Origin of the sequence: Deinococcus sedimenti (assembly GCF_014648135.1) — a bacterium.
In the GTDB taxonomy this organism is placed as follows: Bacteria; Deinococcota; Deinococci; order Deinococcales; family Deinococcaceae; genus Deinococcus; species Deinococcus sedimenti.
The window spans coordinates 218332-234173 of the sequence record NZ_BMQN01000002.1 but is presented as its reverse complement, the minus strand read 5'-3'; the positions used below and the strand labels follow the sequence as shown (position 1 = coordinate 234173).

Sequence of the window (15842 nt, the reverse complement as noted above, 5' to 3'; positions counted from 1 at the left end):
GGGGGTTGCGGGGCTTTCCTACACTGCGCAGCATGACCCACCAGCGCAGCATCGAGGACCTCCGCGCCGAGGTCGACCAGATCAACCGTGACCTGCTGACCCTGCTCTCCAAACGCGGCGAGGTCGTCGCGCAGATCGGGCACGCCAAGACCCAGGAGGGCCGCCCGAACCACTACGACCCGGCCCGCGAGGACAAGCAGCTCAAGGAGATCGAGTCCCTGAACCCGGGGCCGTTCACCAGCGCGGCCGTGAAGGCGATCTTCAAGGAGATCTTCAAGGCCAGCCTGGACCTCGAGGAGAGCAACGACAAGAAGCAGCTGCTGGTGTCCCGCAAGGTCAAAAGTGAGGACACCGTGCTGGACATCGACGGGGTGCGCATCGGTGGGGACGCGCCGCCCATCATCGTGGCCGGGCCCTGCTCGATCGAGAGCGAGGATCAGATGGAGCAGACGGCCGCGTTCCTGGCGGCCAAGGGCGTGAAGATCCTGCGGGGCGGCGCTTACAAGCCCCGCACCAGCCCGTACGGCTTCCAGGGTATGGGCGTGGACGGCCTGATCCTGGGCAGCCGCGTGGCGAAGGAGCACGGCATGCTGTTCGTGACGGAAGTCATGGACACGCGGGACGTGGAGATCGTCGCGGAGCACGCCGACATCCTGCAGGTCGGGGCGCGCAACATGCACAACTTCGCGCTGCTGCGCGAGGTGGGCCGCTCGCGCCGCCCGGTGCTGCTCAAGCGCGGCCTGAGCGCCACCATCGAGGAGTGGCTGTACGCCGCCGAGTACATCCTCTCGGAGGGGAACAGCGAGGTGATCCTGTGCGAGCGCGGCATCCGCACGTACGAGAAGTGGACCCGCAACACCCTGGACCTGTCGGCCGTGGCGATCGCCAAGCAGGAGACGCACCTGCCGGTCATCGTGGACGTCACGCACGCCGCCGGGCGCCGCGACCTGCTGATCCCGCTCGCCAAGGCGGCGCTGGCAGTCGGTGCGGACGGCATTCACGTGGAGGTGCACCCCAGCCCCGCCACCGCCCTGAGCGACAACGAGCAGCAGCTGGACTTCGCCGGGTACGACAAGTTCAGTGATTCCCTGAGTGGCCTGCTGCGCCAGCCCGTCGGCGTCTGATCCACCCCATGGCGGCGGCCCCCGGTTCATCCCCGGGGGCCGCCGCTGCTCTCACCGCAGAGTTCACAGGTCTTGAGGGTCTCCCTCGATCCCTCTGAATCGAGCGAAGCGAGCACCTGAGGAGGACAGCGGTTGGCAGTGGAAATGAAGGGCGTGCTGTTGGCCCCAGGGTGGAACTGGAACTGTCAGGGGTTCAGCTGGGGGCCGCCTCGGCGTCGCGGGGGCCGGCCAGGGGCGCGTCGTCCGGGGTCAGCAGCGGGTACGTGTGCAATTCCTGCACCTCGCCCCGGTGCTCTTTCGTGAGGCTCAGCGCCTCCACCCGGAAGTGCGTCAGGGGGGGCTTCAGGTCGCGGATCTCCTCCCAGAGGATCGGTTCGGCCCACCGCAGGACGCCCAGCGCCAGCGTCAGGTGCGGGCGGTAGTCCGGGCCGTCGTGGCGCGCCTGACTGGACGGCCCGATGGCCAGGGTGCGGCGGTGCAGCGCGCCCAGGGCCGGGCTGAGTTCGCACTCCAGGAAGATCACGCCGGGCAGCTGCTTCCATCCGCGCACCTGCACATCGAAGGCCGGCTGGCCGCGCAGCACGTCGCGGCAGGTGGCGACCAGTTCGGCGCTGCGCAGGCTGGTCTGGAACGGCGCGCGGATGTTCAGGTGCGGCAGTCCGAAGCCGCGTACGTTCAGGCGGTCCTGCTGCCTGCGCAGCCAGCTGTCGAGCGCCTCCGGCGGCCACGCGACGATGGAGTACAGCGGGCTGGGCGCCTCGTCCAGCGCGGTCAGGTACTGGGTCACGGAACCTACCCGACCCGGTAGTGGCAGCAGGCCTGCCCGCAGGCGATGCGGGTATCGCGGGCGACGGGGACGCCCAGCAGGTCGGTGTACAGCGTGACCTCGGCGCTGCACAGCTGCGCGTACTGCCGCGCGACCGTCAGGTTCGGGCAGTTGCGCTGCGTGAACATCCAGCGGCCCTGCGCGTCCTGCTCGGCGGTCGCGTCGAACCCGTGTTCGTTCAGGCGCTGCACGAGCACCTGAACCCGCTCGCCCAGCGGCAGCGCGGCCGGCAGGTCGTCCCGCAGGCGCGCGGCGATCTCGGCGTTGCGGGCCTCCAGGACCTGCAGCACCGCGCCCGCCCCGAACAGGCCCTCGATGTGCCGCAGCACGTCCACGCACAGGCTGGAGTACGTCTTCGGGAAGGCCGCCTCGCCCCGGTCGGTCAGCGCGAACACGTGCTGGGGCCGCCCGCGCCCGCCGGGCCGTTCGGTGCGGGCCTCCAGCAGGCCCTGCTCCTGCAGGTCGCACAGGTGACGCCGCGCGGCAGGCACGCTGACGTCCAGGCGCTGCGCGAGGTCCTGCGCGGTCTGCGGGCCGTGCCGTTTGACGAGTTCCAGCAGCCGGGTCTTGGTGCGTTCCGTCCCGGCGGGGGCGAGGACAGCCGCACTCACGGGCGGCCCCCGGGGCGGCGTGGTCGGGCGGACCGGCCCCTCATACGACGGTCAGCTGGTCCGGCAGGTGCGCGAGGGTGCGGACGCTGACCTGCCCGGCCAGCGCGCGGGCCGCCTGCCGCAGCGCCAGGGCGGCCGGGCTGTCCGGGTGGGCCAGCACGGCGGGCGTGCCCGCGTCGGCGTCCTGACGGACACTGATCTCAAGCGGGATCTCGCCCAGCAGGGTGTGGTCGCCCAGTTTGCGGCTGCCGCCCCGCCCGAAGATGTCGTACGTGATGCCGGTGTCGGGCGCCACGAAGTAGCTCATGTTCTCGATGACGCCCAGCACGGGCACGCTGGCCTTGCGGAACATGTCCAGCGCGCGGGTCGCGTCGATCAGCGCGACGTCCTGCGGGGTGGTGACGATCACGGCGCCCGTGACCTGCACGGTCTGCGTCAGGGACAGCTGCACGTCGCCGGTGCCCGGGGGCAGGTCCACGATCAGGTAGTCCAGGTCGCCCCACGCGGCGTCCTTGAGGAACTGCTGGATGGCGGAGTGCAGCATCGGTCCGCGCCACACCAGCGCCTGCCCGGCCGGGGACAGGTTCGCCATGGAGATGAACCGCACACCGTGCGCGTCCAGGGGACGCATCTTGCGGTCCTCGTTCGCGGTGACCTTCGCGCCGCTCTGGCCGAGCATGTGCGCCACGCTGGGGCCGTACACGTCCGCGTCGAGCAGTCCGACGCGGGCGCCGTCCAGCGCGAGGCTCGCGGCGAGGTTCACGGCGACGCTGCTCTTGCCCACGCCGCCCTTGCCGCTGCCGACCAGCAGGACGTGCTTCACGCCCGGCAGGGCCGGCTGCGCGGCGGCGCGGACCATCGCGCCGAACGTGATCACGGCGTCCTGCACGCCGGGGACAGTCAGCGCGGCGGCGCGGACGTCGTGCTCGATCTGGCCTTTGAGGGGGCAGGCGGGGGTGGTCAGGTTCACCTTCACGTGCGCCACGCCGGCCTCCACGCTGGCGTGCTCGATCATGCCCAGGGAGACGAGGTCCCGGTGAAGTTCCGGGTCGTTCACGGTGCTCAGGGCGCTCATCAGGGCGTCACGCATATCCCGCAATTAGTAGCGCAAAGCGCGGGGCGCGGCAAGCCACGCGCTCACACTGCGGCGCCCGCGTGCGCGCCGCACACGACAGGCGGCGCCCTATACTGCGGGCCGTGAAGCCCCTTGGCCCCTATGTGGCCGCGCGTGACCTGCCCGGCCGGATGACCAGTCCGGTGCGGACCCTGCGTGCCACGGACCGCCTGACCGGCATGCCGGTGCTGCTGCACGCCCTGCCGTCGCCGCTGGCGATCCCCGACCTGCCCGAGCATCCGAACGTGCTGATGCCGGTGGACTGCGTACAGATCGCCACAGAGGCGTTCATGGTGACCGAGCTGCCCCTGCAGGCGCGGCCTGCGCAGGACCCGGACCTGACCGCGCAGGGCGCCCTGGCGGCCCTGGCAGCCCTGCACGCGCGCGGCGTGGTGCACGGCGGCCTGAGCGCCTCGCAGCTGTGGAGCGTGGACGGCGAGGTCCGACTGGCCGGGGCGGGCCTGCCCTGGGGAGGCGAGCCGCGCCCGCAGGACGACCTGTACGCGCTGGCCGTGATCCTGCATGAGATGGGCGGCGTGCCCCGCGCGCTGCGCCCGCTGCTGGACGAACCGGGCCGCCTGGACGCCCGCGCGGCCCTGGCGGCGCTGCGCGTCCACAACACCCCGGCACCCGCCCCTCTCCCGCAGCCCGCTTCCGAGCTGGCAGCCACGCCGGTGACCCCGGTCCCCGTGCCCCCCTCCCACCCCGCAGCGGGCGACCCAGTGCCCGGCCCGGCTCCACGGGACCGGAACGAACGGCCCCCCGCTCCCTCCGCCCCGGCGTCGGGAGAAAAGACGGAGGCCGGAGCGCGGGGCCGCCGGGAGAGGGGCCGCCGCTCCCGCCAACCGGGCCGGGACGCCGCCGCCAGTTCTGCAGGGGCTGCCAGTTCCGCAGGGGCTGCCAGTTCCGCAGGGGCTGCCAGTCCCCCGCCGGCCACCACCGACACCCCGGACACAGCGCCCCCGTCTGGCGGCGGGACGGTCACTCCCGGAAGCGCCGCGCCGGACCAGACGGCCCCAGTCCCGAATACACCGGACCTCACGCCCGCGCCGCAGGACGCCCCCGCCGCCCCAGAACCGACCGAGCCTCCACCCGCACACGACGGAACGCCGATCGTGCTGGGCGAACCGGACCCCGCCACGCCAGCGCAGAGCGAGGCGCCGCCCACCCCGTCGGAACCCGCCCCGTCCAGGCCCGCCGCCGTGGCTCCGGGCGGGCCAGCTGAGGAGCGGCCCGCCCGCCCGGGCCGGATTTCCCCGCAGGAACGCCGGCGCCGGGAGCACGAGGCGCGCCGCGAGCAGACCGAGCGGGACGCGCAGGCCGCCGCGGAACGCCGCCAGCAGACGGCCGCGCCAGCCGCGCCGCACACCCCGCCCCCGCCACTGCAGATCGGGTTCGATGATCTGCCGGCGTGGGAGGCCGACAGTGACGGGGCAGACGCGCCGCGACCCGCACTGAACCTGCGTGAGGTGGAGCGCCTGCCCCCCTCGCTGCGCCGCGCGCCCGCTGACGACCGCGCCGTCCGTGAGGCCGAGCCGGTCGGGACGATCCCGGCGCGGCGGCGGACGGGCGAACCCATCCGGATCGGCTGGGACGAGGACGATTCCTGGCGGGTGGTCCGCGAGGCCCCGGCCGCCGCCGTCCGGCCCCGCCGGCCCCTGCTGTGGCGCGTGCTGTTCTGGGGCGCGCTGGCCGCCGGGTTCGTGGTGGTCGTGACCCTGCTGGGCGGGCTGGTCCGGGACCGGCAGGCCCGCGCCGCCAGCCCCCAGGCGACCGTGAACCCGTCGGTCCCGGCCCGTCAGAGTTCGGGCGGGCCGGTGGCTGCGCCGCAGCCGCAGACGGTGCCGTTCACGGTGCGGGGCGTGGCGGGCGCCACGGCGCGCCTGTCGGTCGAGCAGGCGCCGAAGGCCGCGAACCTCGCGCCGGGCGCGTCGCTGGGCACCGCGCCGGGCCGCGTGACGTTCCCCGCGCCGGGCACGTACCGGCTGCGGGTGGTCGTGGACGGGTTCGCGCCGGGCAGCATGACGGTCACGGTGCCGCGCGCGCAGCCGGTCACCATCGACCTGGACCGCTGATCCCTGGTCAGGCCGGGTGCTCGTCTGCCCGGCTCGTCTGCCCCGGCGGGACGCCTGCGGGTGGGGTGCGTGAGACAATCGGCGGTGATGAGCGTCGTCATTCTGGATTTCGGCAGTCAGTTCACGCGCCTGATCGCGCGCCGCTTCCGTGAACTCGGGGCGTACAGCGTGATCCTGCCCGGCAGCGCGCCCCTGGACCGCATCCTGCGGGAGAACCCGCAGGGGATCGTGCTGTCGGGCGGCCCCAGCAGCGTCTACGACGAGGCCGCCCCGAAGCCCGCGCCGGGCGTGCTGGACCTGGACATCCCGGTGCTGGGCGTGTGTTACGGCATGCAGTACCTCGCGCAGCAGGCGGGCGGGGACGTGAAACGCGCCGGGAAACGCGAGTACGGCAAGGCGGACCTGACGCAGTACGGCGGGCAGCTGTTCGAGGGCATCCAGGGTGAGTTCGTCGCCTGGATGAGCCACAGCGATTCCGTCACGCAGCTGCCCGAGGGCTACGAGGTCGTCGCGCAGACCGAGGACACCCCGGTCACCGCGATCGAGAACCGCGAGACGCGCCGCTACGGCGTGCAGTTCCACCCGGAGGTCGTGCACACGCCCAAGGGTGGGCAGCTGCTGGCGAACTTCCTGGGCATCTGCGGCGTGACGCGCGACTGGACCGCCGAGCACATCATCGACGAGCTGATCGCGGATGTGCAGGCGCAGGTCGGGGACGGGCGGGTGCTGCTGGCGATCAGCGGCGGCGTGGACTCCAGCACCCTGGGCCTGCTGCTCGCCAAGGCGGTCGGCGAGAAGCTGACGGCGGTGTTCATCGACCACGGCCTGCTGCGCCTCGGTGAACGTGAGCAGGTCGAGGCGGCCCTGAAACCGCTGGGCGTGAACCTCGTGACGGTGGACGCCCGCGCGGAATTCATGGCGGCGCTGGACGGCGTCTCCGACCCCGAGCAGAAGCGCAAGATCATCGGCCGGGAGTTCATCCGCGCCTTCGAGCGCGAGGCCCGCGCGTACGGCCCCTTCGACTTCCTGGCGCAGGGCACCCTCTACCCGGACGTGATCGAGTCCGCCGGGGGCGAGGGCGCCGCGAACATCAAGAGTCACCACAACGTGGGCGGCCTGCCGGACGACCTCGCGTTCAAGCTGGTCGAGCCGTTCCGCACGCTGTTCAAGGACGAGGTCCGTGAAATCGCGCGCCTGCTGGGCCTGCCGGACCACATCCGCATGCGTCACCCCTTCCCCGGCCCGGGCCTGGCGATCCGCTGCCTGGGCGCGATCAGCGAGGAGAAGCTGGACATCCTGCGCCGCGTGGACGACATCTTCATCAGCGGCCTGCGCGAGTTCGGGCTGTACGACGGCTGCTCGCAGGCGCTGGCGATCCTCACGCCCATCCAGTCGGTCGGCGTGATGGGCGACGAGCGCACGTACTCGTACACGGCGGCGCTGCGGGCCGTGACCACCGACGACTTCATGACCGCCGAGTGGGCCCGCCTCCCGTACGAGTTCCTGGCGACCATGAGCAACCGCATCGTGAACCAGGTGCACGAGATCAACCGCGTGGTGTACGACATCACGGGCAAGCCGCCGGCCACCATCGAGTGGGAATGACCCTGCTGCGCTGAACACCCCCCTCTGCCCCCGGCCCCCGCGCCGGGGGTACGTCTGACGGGGGGAGTGGTACACGGCAGGTCAGGCGCGCTAGCGTGGGGCATGCCCTTCCTGTGTCGCCGGCGTGCAGACCGGCGGGCACCCTGCCGCAGGCGGCGGGCCGCGTGACCCGCGACCCGCTCCGGTCCGGTCTGCCGGAAACGCTGCGGCCCGCTCTGGAGGCGCAGGCGCTGGTGCTGCTGGCGCAGTCCAGCGGGGACATGTTCACGCGCTGCGCGCAGCTGGCCCTGGACATCACGGCGGCCAGCACCGCCCTGACGCTGCTGTACCGTCCGGACACCGACGACCTGGAGATCGTGGCCGCCGCCGGAGAGCACCGACTGGACGCGCTGGGCCGCCACCTGAAGCGCGGCGAGGGGCTGGCGTGGCAGGTCGTGCACTCCGGCGAGGCCACCCTGATTCCGCGCACGGATCAGAATCCGCAGACGGTGTACGTGTCCGGTCGTCCCATGCCCCACACGTACCTGGGCGTGCCGCTGCTGGGCCCGGACGGCGAACTGCTGGGCGTGCTGTCCGTCAACCGGCTGGCGCAGGGCACCCAGTTCGGCAGCGGCGAGGCGCAGGCGCTGACGCTGCTGGGGCAGGCGGCCAGCGTCGCCTACGCGCGCACGCGGGCGCTGGAGGACGCGCAGCAGGCCGCGCGGCAGTTCGAGCAGCTCGCGCAGCTTTCCGGTGAACTGGCGGACCTGACCAGTCCTGAGGAGATCGGCGAACGCGCCCTGCACACCCTGGTGTCCCTGTCGGGCTTCACGGTGGGAGCAGTGGTCATGCTGGACGACCGGGGACAGGTTCAGCTGTCCGTCCTGGCCGGGCACCCGGACGGTCAGGCTGCCACGCGCGAGGTGCTGCGCGCCAGTCCGGCCCATTCTACAGGTCTGATCGGGGAGGTGGCGCGCACCGGGCGCACCCAGGTCGCCCCGGACTACCAGTCGTGGGCGCAGCGGCGGACCGACAGCCCGAACATCTTCACGGGACTGGCAGCGCCCCTGCGGGTGGACGGGCGGGTCGTGGGCGTGGTCATGCTGCTGCACCTGCAGCGGCGCGTGCCCGTTCCCGGGTCGCTGGTGACGCTGCTGGACACGGTCGCGCAGCGGATCTGTCAGGCCATGGAACGCGCCTCCAGCGTCGAGCACCTGCACGCCACGCGGGAGGCCGCGCTGCGCACGCTGGGCCGCATGCTCGAGAGCCGGGACGGGGACACGTTCGGGCACACGGACCGCGTGACGACCCTCGCCGGGCGGCTGGGCGAGCGGCTGGGGCTGAGCGAGGAGGCGCTGCAGCACCTGCGCTGGGGGGCGTACCTGCATGACATCGGGAAGGTCGCCGTGGACGACCGGCTGCTGCGCAAGGCCGGGCCGCTCAGTCCCGTCGAGCGTGAGGCGATGCAGTGGCACGTGGAGGTCGGTGATCAGCTGCTGCGCGAGGAGGTGTTCGTCCCGCGCGAGGTGCGTGAGATCGTCCGGCACCACCATGAACGGTGGGACGGCTCCGGGTACCCCGACCGGCTCGCGGGGATGGACATTCCGCTGCTGGCACGGATCTTCAGCGTCGCGGACGTGTTCGACGCGCTGATCAGCGCGCGGCCGTACAAGCTGGCGTGGTCGGCGCAGGCGGCCGCCGACTCGCTGCGGGAGCAGGCGGGACGGCAGTTCGACCCGGCAGTCGTGGACGCATTCCTGGACGTGCTGCGCGGGGACGGCCTGCTGGACGCCTGATCCGGCAGGGGCGCGCCGGGTGAATGAACCCCGGCGCGCCCCTCCCCTGTCCGTTACTTCTTCTGCAGGACCTTGATGTACGCGCCCAGCTGGTCGGCCATGCGGCCCTGCTTGAAGGGATTGAACTGGCCGGGCTGTCCACCCTGCCCCTGCGCACCCTGCCCCTGCCCGGTCTGCCCGGCGGTGCGCCCACCCTGGCCGCCCATCACGGTGCCGAGCCCGCCGGGCAGGCCGGGCACGCGCTGGCCCTGGGTCTGGCCGCTGCGCTGCGCCTGGGTGCGGCGGGCTTCGCGGTCCTGTTCGGCTTTCAGCATCAGGCTGTCGAGGGCCGTGAGTTGCTTGGCGGTCAGGATCTTGTCTTCGATCTGCGTGAGGTACTTCCTGGCGTCGTTGGGCTGCACGCTGCCGGCTTTCTGGATGGTGGTCAGGATCGGCAGCAGCAGTTTGGCCTGCGCCTTGGTCAGGGCGGTCGCCTTGTTCTGTTCCAGGTCGGGCAGGAGGCGGACGGTCTGCGCGAGGTCGTTGACGGGCTGCATGGCTTTCATGCGGGCCTGCATCTCGGGCGTCATCTGGCGCTGGCCGGTCGTGCCGGTCTGGGCGCTGGCGGCGCCGAGGGCGGGAGCGGTGAGGGCGAGAGCGGTGAGGATCAGGGTGGTGCGGGTGGTCTTGGTCATGGGGGCGCTCCTTTTACTCGTATCTGAGGGAATCGACGGGGTCGAGCTTGGCGGCGCGGGCGGCGGGGTAGTACCCGAAGAACACGCCGACGAGGGCGCTGAACGCGAAGGCGATCAGCATGGGCGGCAGGCTGAAGACGGGCGTGATGTTCAGGGCCTTTCCTAAGGAGGCGAGGGCGACGCCGAGCAGCATGCCGATCACGCCGCCGCCGATGGACAGCAGGCTGGCTTCCACGAGGAACTGCGTGAGGATGTCGCGGGGCCGCGCGCCGAGGGCCTTGCGCACCCCGATCTCGCGGGTGCGTTCGGTGACCGAGACGAGCATGATGTTCATGATCCCGATGCCGCCGACGAGCAGGCTGATGCCCGCGATGGCGCCGACGAACAGGGTGAGGGTGTTCGTGATGGAGTTCAGGCTGGCGAGGCTGTCCGCCTGGTTCTGCACCTGGAAGTCCAGGTTGTCCGGGTCGGTGAGGTCGTGGCGGGTCATGAGCAGGTCGGTCACGTCGCTCTGGAGCCCCGTGAGGTCTTTGGCGTCGGTGGCCTGTAGGTAGACGGTGCTGACGGTGGGTTGCCCTCCGGCGCTGTTCGTGCGGGCGAAGCGTTGCAGGTACGTGCTGAGGGGAATGAGGACCTGGCTGTTGGCGTTCCCGAAGCCGCTGTTGCCCTTGTCGGGCAGGACGCCCGTGACCGTGAAGGTGACGCTGCCCAGCCGGATCTTCTGCCCGGTGGCCTGCTCCGGGGTGGCGCTGCCCTCGGTGCCGTCGCCGAACAGGTCGAGCAGTGTCTGGTAGCCGATCACGGCGACGCGTTTCTTCCCGCTGACGTCCGCGCCCGTGAAGTACGCGCCGGTCTCGACGGGGCTGTTGCGCACCGTCTCGTAGGCGGGCCAGGTGCCGACGACGCTGACCTGGGCGTTGTTCGTGCCGACCTTGGCCTGCAGGTTGCTGTTCACGCTGGGCGCGACGCCCGCCACGCGGTCCGGGAACGCGCCCGCCAGCGCCTCGGCGTCCTCGACGGTGATGGTCTGGCGGGGTCCGGCGCGCACGAGGCTCCCGCCGCCCCCACCGCGCGCGCTCTGCACGGTCAGGAGGTTCGTACCGAGGCTCTCGAGGTTCTTAGTGACGCCGGCGGTGCTGCCCTGCCCGATGGCGGTCAGCGCGACGACGGCGGCCACGCCGATGATGACGCCCAGCGCGGTCAGGACCGAGCGCAGGGGCGTGCCGACGATGGCGCGCCACGCGATGGTGAACGCGCCGCCCAGGCCGATCCCGCCGCGCCGGGTGGTGGTGGGGGCGGGCGTGACCGGGCCGGTCTGCGGGAGGGGCCGGGTGGTCACGGGTGGCCCCCCAGGCCGCGCCGGGGCGTCTGGCGGCGGTCACTCTCGATCAGGCCGTCGCGGACGCGGATGACCCGCCCGGCGTACGCGCCGATGTCGTCCTCGTGCGTGACCAGGACGACGGTGGTGCCCTCGGCGTGCAGGTCGCTGAACAGGCCCATGACTTCCTCGCTGGTGCGGGTGTCGAGGTTCCCGGTGGGTTCGTCGGCGAGCAGCAGGCGGGGGCGTCCGGCCAGCGCGCGGGCGATGGCGACGCGCTGCTTCTGCCCGCCGCTGATCTGGCTGGGGAGGTTGCGGGCCTTGTCGGCCAGCCCGACGCGGTGCAGGACCTGCATGGCCCGGTCGCGCCGCTCGCGGGGGGGCACTCCGGCGTACGTGAGGGGCACCTCGACGTTCTCGACGAGGTTCAGGCGGGGCAGCAGGTGGAACGCCTGGAACACGAAGCCGATCTCGGTGTTGCGGGCCGCGGCGCGTTCGTTCTCGCTGAGGGTGGTGACGTCGCGGCCGCCCAGCCGGTAGCCGCCCTCGCTGGGCCGGTCGAGCAGGCCGATGATCTGCATCAGGGTGGTCTTGCCGCTGCCCGACGGGCCCATCAGGGCGACCATCTCGCCCGGGGCGATCTGCACGTCCACGCCCCGCAGGGCCTCGAAGATCACGTCGCCCTGCGCGTACACCTTGCGCACGCCGCGCAGGTCCACGACCGCCGCGGTGGGGGTGGGGGCCGGGATGGGCGTGACCTGCGCGGCGGTCACGGGGCACCGCCGGGGAAGCCGCCGCCGGGGGGGCCGCCGAAGCCGCTGTTGTTCTGGCGGTTGGTCTGACCGCTGCCCTGCGTGCCCGTGCCGGTGCTGCGGGGCGCGCCGGGCACGACGACTTCCTGGCCGGGGGTCAGGCCCCCTTCGACGATGGTGTTCGTGCCGTCGGTCGCGCCGGTCTCCACGCGGACCCGTTCGGTCTCGGCGCCCGCCGCACCGGGCGTCTGCACGTAGCTGCGGCTCCGTACGGTCTGCACGGCCTTGCTGGGGACCAGCAGGCCCCGGTCCTCGCTCTGGATGATCTCCGCCTCGGCGGTCATCCCGGCGCGCAGCTGCCCGTCCGGGTTGCTCAGCTGGACGGTGGCGGTGAACACGCTGATGCCGCTGCTCTGGGTCGCGCCGGGCGAGACGCGCACGACCTTCCCGCTGAAGGTCTGCCCGTCGAAGGCGTCGAGGGTCACGTCGGCGCGCTGCCCGACCTTCACGCCGGCGATCTCGGTCTCGTCGATCTGCACGGGGAGGTTCAGGGTGGTGTCGTCGATCAGGGTCAGGATGCTGGCGCCGCTGTTCACGACGGTGCCCTCGGTGGCGGTGACGGTGCTGACCACGCCGCTCATCGGGGCGTACACCTTCAGGTCGGCGCGGTCCTGCGCGGCGGCGTCCAGGGCGTCCTGCGCCTGCTGCACGGCGAGCGCCTGGCTGCGGAGGTTCTGCGCGTCGGTGCTCGCGCCGGTCTGCTGCTGGGTCAGGGCGCTGCTCAGGCCAGCGCGGGCGCTGTCCACGCTCTGCTGGGCCTTGGTGACGGCGGACTGCGCGTCGGCCAGCGCGGAGGCGCTGAGTGCCCCGATGCCCGCGAGCTGCCGCTGCCCGCTGAGGGTGCGCTGCGCGTCGGCGAGGGTCTGCTCGGCCTGCGTCACGCTGCCCCGCGCGCTGACGACGCTGCTGGCGCGCTGCGCGGCGCTGCTGGCCTGACTGGCGCGCGCCGCGTCCAGGCTGGCGCGGGCCTTGTCGAGGTTCAGCTGCGCCGACTGGACGTTCTGCTCGACGGTGTCGCTGCTCAGGGTGGTGATCAGCTGCCCCCTGGTGACGCGTTCGCCGACGGCGGGCACCGCGCCGACGGTGGCGGTCAGGTCCGCGCCGACCGTGCGGGTCTGCGCGGCTTCCAGCGTGCCGGGGCCGCTGACGGACACCCGGACGACGCCCTGCTGCGCGCGGCTGGTGCTGGTCGTGGCGGTGACGGTCGCGGTCTGCGCGCTGTGGCTGCGGGTGTACAGGACGCCTCCGGTGGCGGCGCCGACCAGCAGGAGGGCGCCCAGCACCCACGGCCAGCGGCGGCGCGGCGCGGCGGGCCGGGGAATGGAAGTGGTGGTCACAGCGCGCCTCCGATGCCGGTGAGGTTCTGCCCGGCGGCGACCGACAGGGCCGCGAGGGCCTCGGTGACGTTGTTCTGCGCCTGCAGGCGGCTGTACTGGGCTTTCTTCAGGGTCAGCTGGGTGCTCTGGAGTTCGACGGCGCTGATCGTGCCACTCTTCAGGCGGGCGCTGTCCTGCGTGTAGGTCTTCTGCGCGGCGGCCTCGCGGTTCATGGCGACCTGCTGGAGTTCGTAGGCGTTCTGCGCCGCCTGGTACGCGCTGGCGAGGGTCTGCCCGGCCGTCTTCTCGGCGCTGTCCTGGCTGCGTTGCGCGTTCGCCAGGGCCGTTTTCGCGTCCTGGAGGGTCCGGGCGGGCGTGAAGTCGTTGTCGGCGAGTTTCACGTTCAGCGCGGCGCTGGCAACGTCGTTCGCGGCGCCGACCAGGCTGGTCAGCCGGTCCAGTCCGCCCTGGAGGCTGGCGAGCGTGACGCTCAGTTTGGGCGCGGTGATGGCACTCCCGGCGCGGACGCTGCCCCCCAGGCCGGTCAGGGTGCCGAGTTTCGCGGCGGCGAGGTTCAGCTGCGCGCGGGCGTCGGCGAGGGTCTGGGTGCTGGCGGCCAGGGTGTTCTGCGCGTTCGTGACGTCCAGGGTGGTGGCGTTCCCGATGCCGAGTTTCACCTGCGTGACCTGCACGCCCTTGGTGTCCACCTGCACCTGCAGGGTCTGGAGTTCGACGTTCTCCTGCGCTTCGAGCAGCGCCGTGTACGCGCCGACGGTGCTCTGCAGCGCGCCGAGTTTCGCGGCGCGGACCTGCGCCTGCGCGAGCTTATCGGCGTTCGCGGCATTCAGTTTCGCGGCAACCAGGGTGCTGGGGTCGGCCTGCGCGGCGCGGCTGGCGGCCTGGGCCTTGTCGAGGTTCGCCTGGGAGGTCTTGACGTCGCTGCTGGTGGTCAGCGCGGCGCTGACGGCGCTCCCGGCACTCAGGGTGCTCTGGGCGTGTGCGGCGGGCGCGGCGAGGGCGAGGCCCAGGCTGAGGGTGAACAGTCGGCGGGTATGGGTCATTGGGGGCCTCCGGCGGCGTTGAGAAGCTGGGTCAGGCTCAGCTGGGCGGTGATGCGGGCGGACAGCAGGTCCCGCTCGGCCTGCGCGAGGCTGAGCGTGGCGGCGGCGAGGTCGTCGGCGGTGCCGGTCCCGGCGTCCAGGCGGGCCTGGGCGGTCTGCACGGCCAGGCCTGCCACCTGGAGCTGCGCGGCGCGGGTCTGAGCGGCGTTCAGGTTGGTCTGCACGGTCACGTACCGGCTGCGGACGTCCAGTTCGGCGTTCTGCTGCGCGACGGTCAGGGACAGCCCCGCCTGGGTGACGCTGGCCTGCGCGGCGCTCAGCGCGGCCTGCTGGGCGGGTGAGTACACGACGTACGACCCGCTGACGCTGGCGGTCAGGCGGTTGCCGCCGCTGCTCGCGCGGTCGCCCAGCGGGAGGCTGTAACTGCCGCCCAGGGTGCCCTGCTTGACGTTCAGCGTGGCGCTGACCGTTCCGGCCGCGCCGCCGCCGTAGCCGACGCTGGCGGTCAGGTCGGGCAGGCGGGCGTCACGCTGATCGTCCTCCAGGGCCTCCTGCGCACTCGCCAGGGCGTTCTGCGCGCTGATCACGTCGCTGCTGACCGTGCGGGCGCGGGCGACCAGGGCGCTCAGGTCCGGGAGGGTCAGGGTGTCGTCCGGCCGGGTGCTGAAGGTCACGCCGCCCAGGGTGGTGCCCAGCGTGGCGTCCAGGGTGCGGCGGGCGCTGTCCAGGCTGGCCTGCGCCTGCGTCAGGCTGCTGGTCGCGGTCTGCACGGTGCTCTGGGCGTTCAGGACCGTCTCGGCGGTGGCGTTCCCGGCGGCCTGCTGGGTCTGCGCGACGCTCAGCTGCCGCTGCCGCAGCTCCAGCGTGCGCGAGGCCAGGGTGATGTCCTGCGTGGCGAGCACCGCCGAGAAGTACGCCTGCGCGACGTTCAGCTGCGTACTCAGGTTCGCGTCGCGCAGGGTCGCCTGGGCCAGCGCGAGGCTGCGTTCGGACGCCCGCAGGCTGCTCTGTGAACTGGACCAGGGCAGCAGGCCCAGGCTGACGTTCGCCCCCGCCGTGCCGGACAGGGTGCTGCTGGCGGCGGTGGTGGTGCCGTCGCTGGCGGTGGTGCTGGTCGGCCCGGCGTAACTGGCGCTCCCATTGACACTGACGGTCAGGCCCAGCGCGGCGCGGGCAGACTGGAGGTTCTGCTGCGCGACCTGCACGCTCAGCGCGGCGCGGGTGACACTGGGCGCCTGGGCCAGTTGCGCGGTGGCCTGCGACAGCGTCAGGTCGGGAGGCGGGGCGGACGGCGCGGCGGTCTGCGCGTGCGCCGCGCCGAGCAGCAGGGCCAGCGTGAGCAGGCGAGGCGGGGGGGGACGGGTCATGTCGCCCAGCGTGCGGGGCGGGGGTCAAGACTCCGCGCAGCCTCTGTGAAGATTTGTCGAAGGGGCCGGGCAGGCCGCCGGTAGGGGTTTGTGCCCAGTGACAGCGGCGCGCCGGGACCTGCGGGGTCTTCGCGCGTCCTTCACGGAGTTCACGTACGCTCATG

Annotated in this window: 13 protein-coding genes; 4 read left to right on the top strand and 9 right to left on the bottom strand. The window is 72.6% G+C overall.

The window, feature by feature from the left end; genetic code table 11:
- Positions 1 to 32: 32 nt before the first annotated feature.
- A complete protein-coding gene (locus tag IEY69_RS07860) occupies positions 33 to 1124 on the top strand; it encodes a bifunctional 3-deoxy-7-phosphoheptulonate synthase/chorismate mutase (protein ID WP_189072591.1) in 1092 nt (363 codons plus the stop codon).
- A gap of 193 nt (positions 1125 to 1317) precedes the next feature.
- Here the strand turns inward: IEY69_RS07860 and IEY69_RS07855 are convergent, their stop codons facing one another.
- Genes IEY69_RS07855 through IEY69_RS07845 form a run of 3 tightly spaced genes read right to left on the bottom strand, consistent with a single transcriptional unit; the run spans position 1318 to position 3651 of the window.
- Complete coding sequence (locus tag IEY69_RS07855) at positions 1318 to 1911, bottom strand: 2'-5' RNA ligase family protein (protein ID WP_229783741.1); 594 nt, start codon at positions 1909 to 1911, stop codon at positions 1318 to 1320.
- Positions 1912 to 1916: 5 nt separating this feature from the next.
- Entirely contained in the window at positions 1917 to 2561 is a 645-nt protein-coding gene (locus tag IEY69_RS07850; protein WP_189072590.1) for a helix-turn-helix transcriptional regulator, read from the bottom strand.
- A 40-nt stretch (positions 2562 to 2601) separates the two neighbouring features.
- Entirely contained in the window at positions 2602 to 3651 is a 1050-nt protein-coding gene (locus tag IEY69_RS07845) for an Mrp/NBP35 family ATP-binding protein (protein WP_189072589.1), read from the bottom strand.
- 107 nt (positions 3652 to 3758) lie between these two features.
- On the opposite strand from IEY69_RS07845, the gene IEY69_RS21935 reads away from it, so the two are divergent.
- The 3 genes from IEY69_RS21935 to IEY69_RS07830 all read left to right on the top strand — a co-directional run bounded on the left by IEY69_RS21935 (position 3759) and on the right by IEY69_RS07830 (position 9130).
- The gene (locus IEY69_RS21935; protein ID WP_189072588.1) at positions 3759 to 5750 is read left to right on the top strand and encodes a PEGA domain-containing protein; all 1992 of its coding nucleotides are present in this window, start codon (positions 3759 to 3761) and stop codon (positions 5748 to 5750) included.
- 87 nt (positions 5751 to 5837) lie between these two features.
- Positions 5838 to 7355, top strand: coding sequence for a glutamine-hydrolyzing GMP synthase (gene guaA, locus IEY69_RS07835; RefSeq protein ID WP_189072587.1), 1518 nt, complete (start codon positions 5838 to 5840; stop codon positions 7353 to 7355).
- Positions 7356 to 7519: 164 nt separating this feature from the next.
- Positions 7520 to 9130 carry an HD domain-containing phosphohydrolase gene (locus tag IEY69_RS07830; protein ID WP_189072586.1) on the top strand — a complete coding sequence of 537 codons (1611 nt, stop codon included), beginning with the start codon at positions 7520 to 7522 and terminating at the stop codon, positions 9128 to 9130.
- Between the two features lie 53 nt (positions 9131 to 9183).
- Here IEY69_RS07830 and IEY69_RS07825 read toward each other — a convergent pair whose 3' ends face one another.
- From IEY69_RS07825 to IEY69_RS07800, 6 genes are read right to left on the bottom strand one after another with little or no spacing between them, the layout of a single operon-like run.
- Positions 9184 to 9804: a hypothetical protein gene (locus IEY69_RS07825; RefSeq protein ID WP_229783740.1), complete on the bottom strand. Its 621-nt coding sequence runs from the start codon at positions 9802 to 9804 to the stop codon at positions 9184 to 9186.
- Positions 9805 to 9817: 13 nt separating this feature from the next.
- Positions 9818 to 11143 (bottom strand): ABC transporter permease, encoded by a 1326-nt coding sequence (locus tag IEY69_RS07820; protein WP_189072585.1) that lies wholly within the window; start codon positions 11141 to 11143, stop codon positions 9818 to 9820.
- The gene (locus tag IEY69_RS07815) at positions 11140 to 11895 is read right to left on the bottom strand and encodes an ABC transporter ATP-binding protein (protein WP_308425449.1); all 756 of its coding nucleotides are present in this window, start codon (positions 11893 to 11895) and stop codon (positions 11140 to 11142) included. Before IEY69_RS07815 ends, IEY69_RS07820 begins: the two co-directional genes overlap by 4 nt.
- Positions 11892 to 13271, bottom strand: coding sequence for an efflux RND transporter periplasmic adaptor subunit (locus IEY69_RS07810; RefSeq protein WP_189072584.1), 1380 nt, complete (start codon positions 13269 to 13271; stop codon positions 11892 to 11894). The genes IEY69_RS07815 and IEY69_RS07810 overlap by 4 nt, the downstream gene beginning before the upstream one ends.
- Positions 13268 to 14311 (bottom strand): TolC family protein, encoded by a 1044-nt coding sequence (locus tag IEY69_RS07805; protein ID WP_189072583.1) that lies wholly within the window; start codon positions 14309 to 14311, stop codon positions 13268 to 13270. The genes IEY69_RS07810 and IEY69_RS07805 overlap by 4 nt, the downstream gene beginning before the upstream one ends.
- On the bottom strand, positions 14308 to 15678 hold the full coding sequence (locus tag IEY69_RS07800) for a TolC family protein (protein ID WP_189072582.1): 1371 nt from the start codon (positions 15676 to 15678) through the stop codon (positions 14308 to 14310). Before IEY69_RS07800 ends, IEY69_RS07805 begins: the two co-directional genes overlap by 4 nt.
- Positions 15679 to 15842 lie beyond the last annotated feature (164 nt).

Bases quoted from the DNA above. Each gene is read 5' to 3' on its own strand.
- IEY69_RS07860 (WP_189072591.1), top strand. From the start codon at position 33: ATGACCCACCAGCGCAGCATCGAGGACCTCCGCGCCGAGGTCGACCAG.
- IEY69_RS07845 (WP_189072589.1), bottom strand. From the start codon at position 3,651: ATGCGTGACGCCCTGATGAGCGCCCTGAGCACCGTGAACGACCCGGAA.
- guaA (WP_189072587.1), top strand. From the start codon at position 5,838: ATGAGCGTCGTCATTCTGGATTTCGGCAGTCAGTTCACGCGCCTGATC.
- IEY69_RS07825 (WP_229783740.1), bottom strand. From the start codon at position 9,804: ATGACCAAGACCACCCGCACCACCCTGATCCTCACCGCTCTCGCCCTC.
- IEY69_RS07805 (WP_189072583.1), bottom strand. From the start codon at position 14,311: ATGACCCATACCCGCCGACTGTTCACCCTCAGCCTGGGCCTCGCCCTC.
- IEY69_RS07800 (WP_189072582.1), bottom strand. From the start codon at position 15,678: ATGACCCGTCCCCCCCCGCCTCGCCTGCTCACGCTGGCCCTGCTGCTC.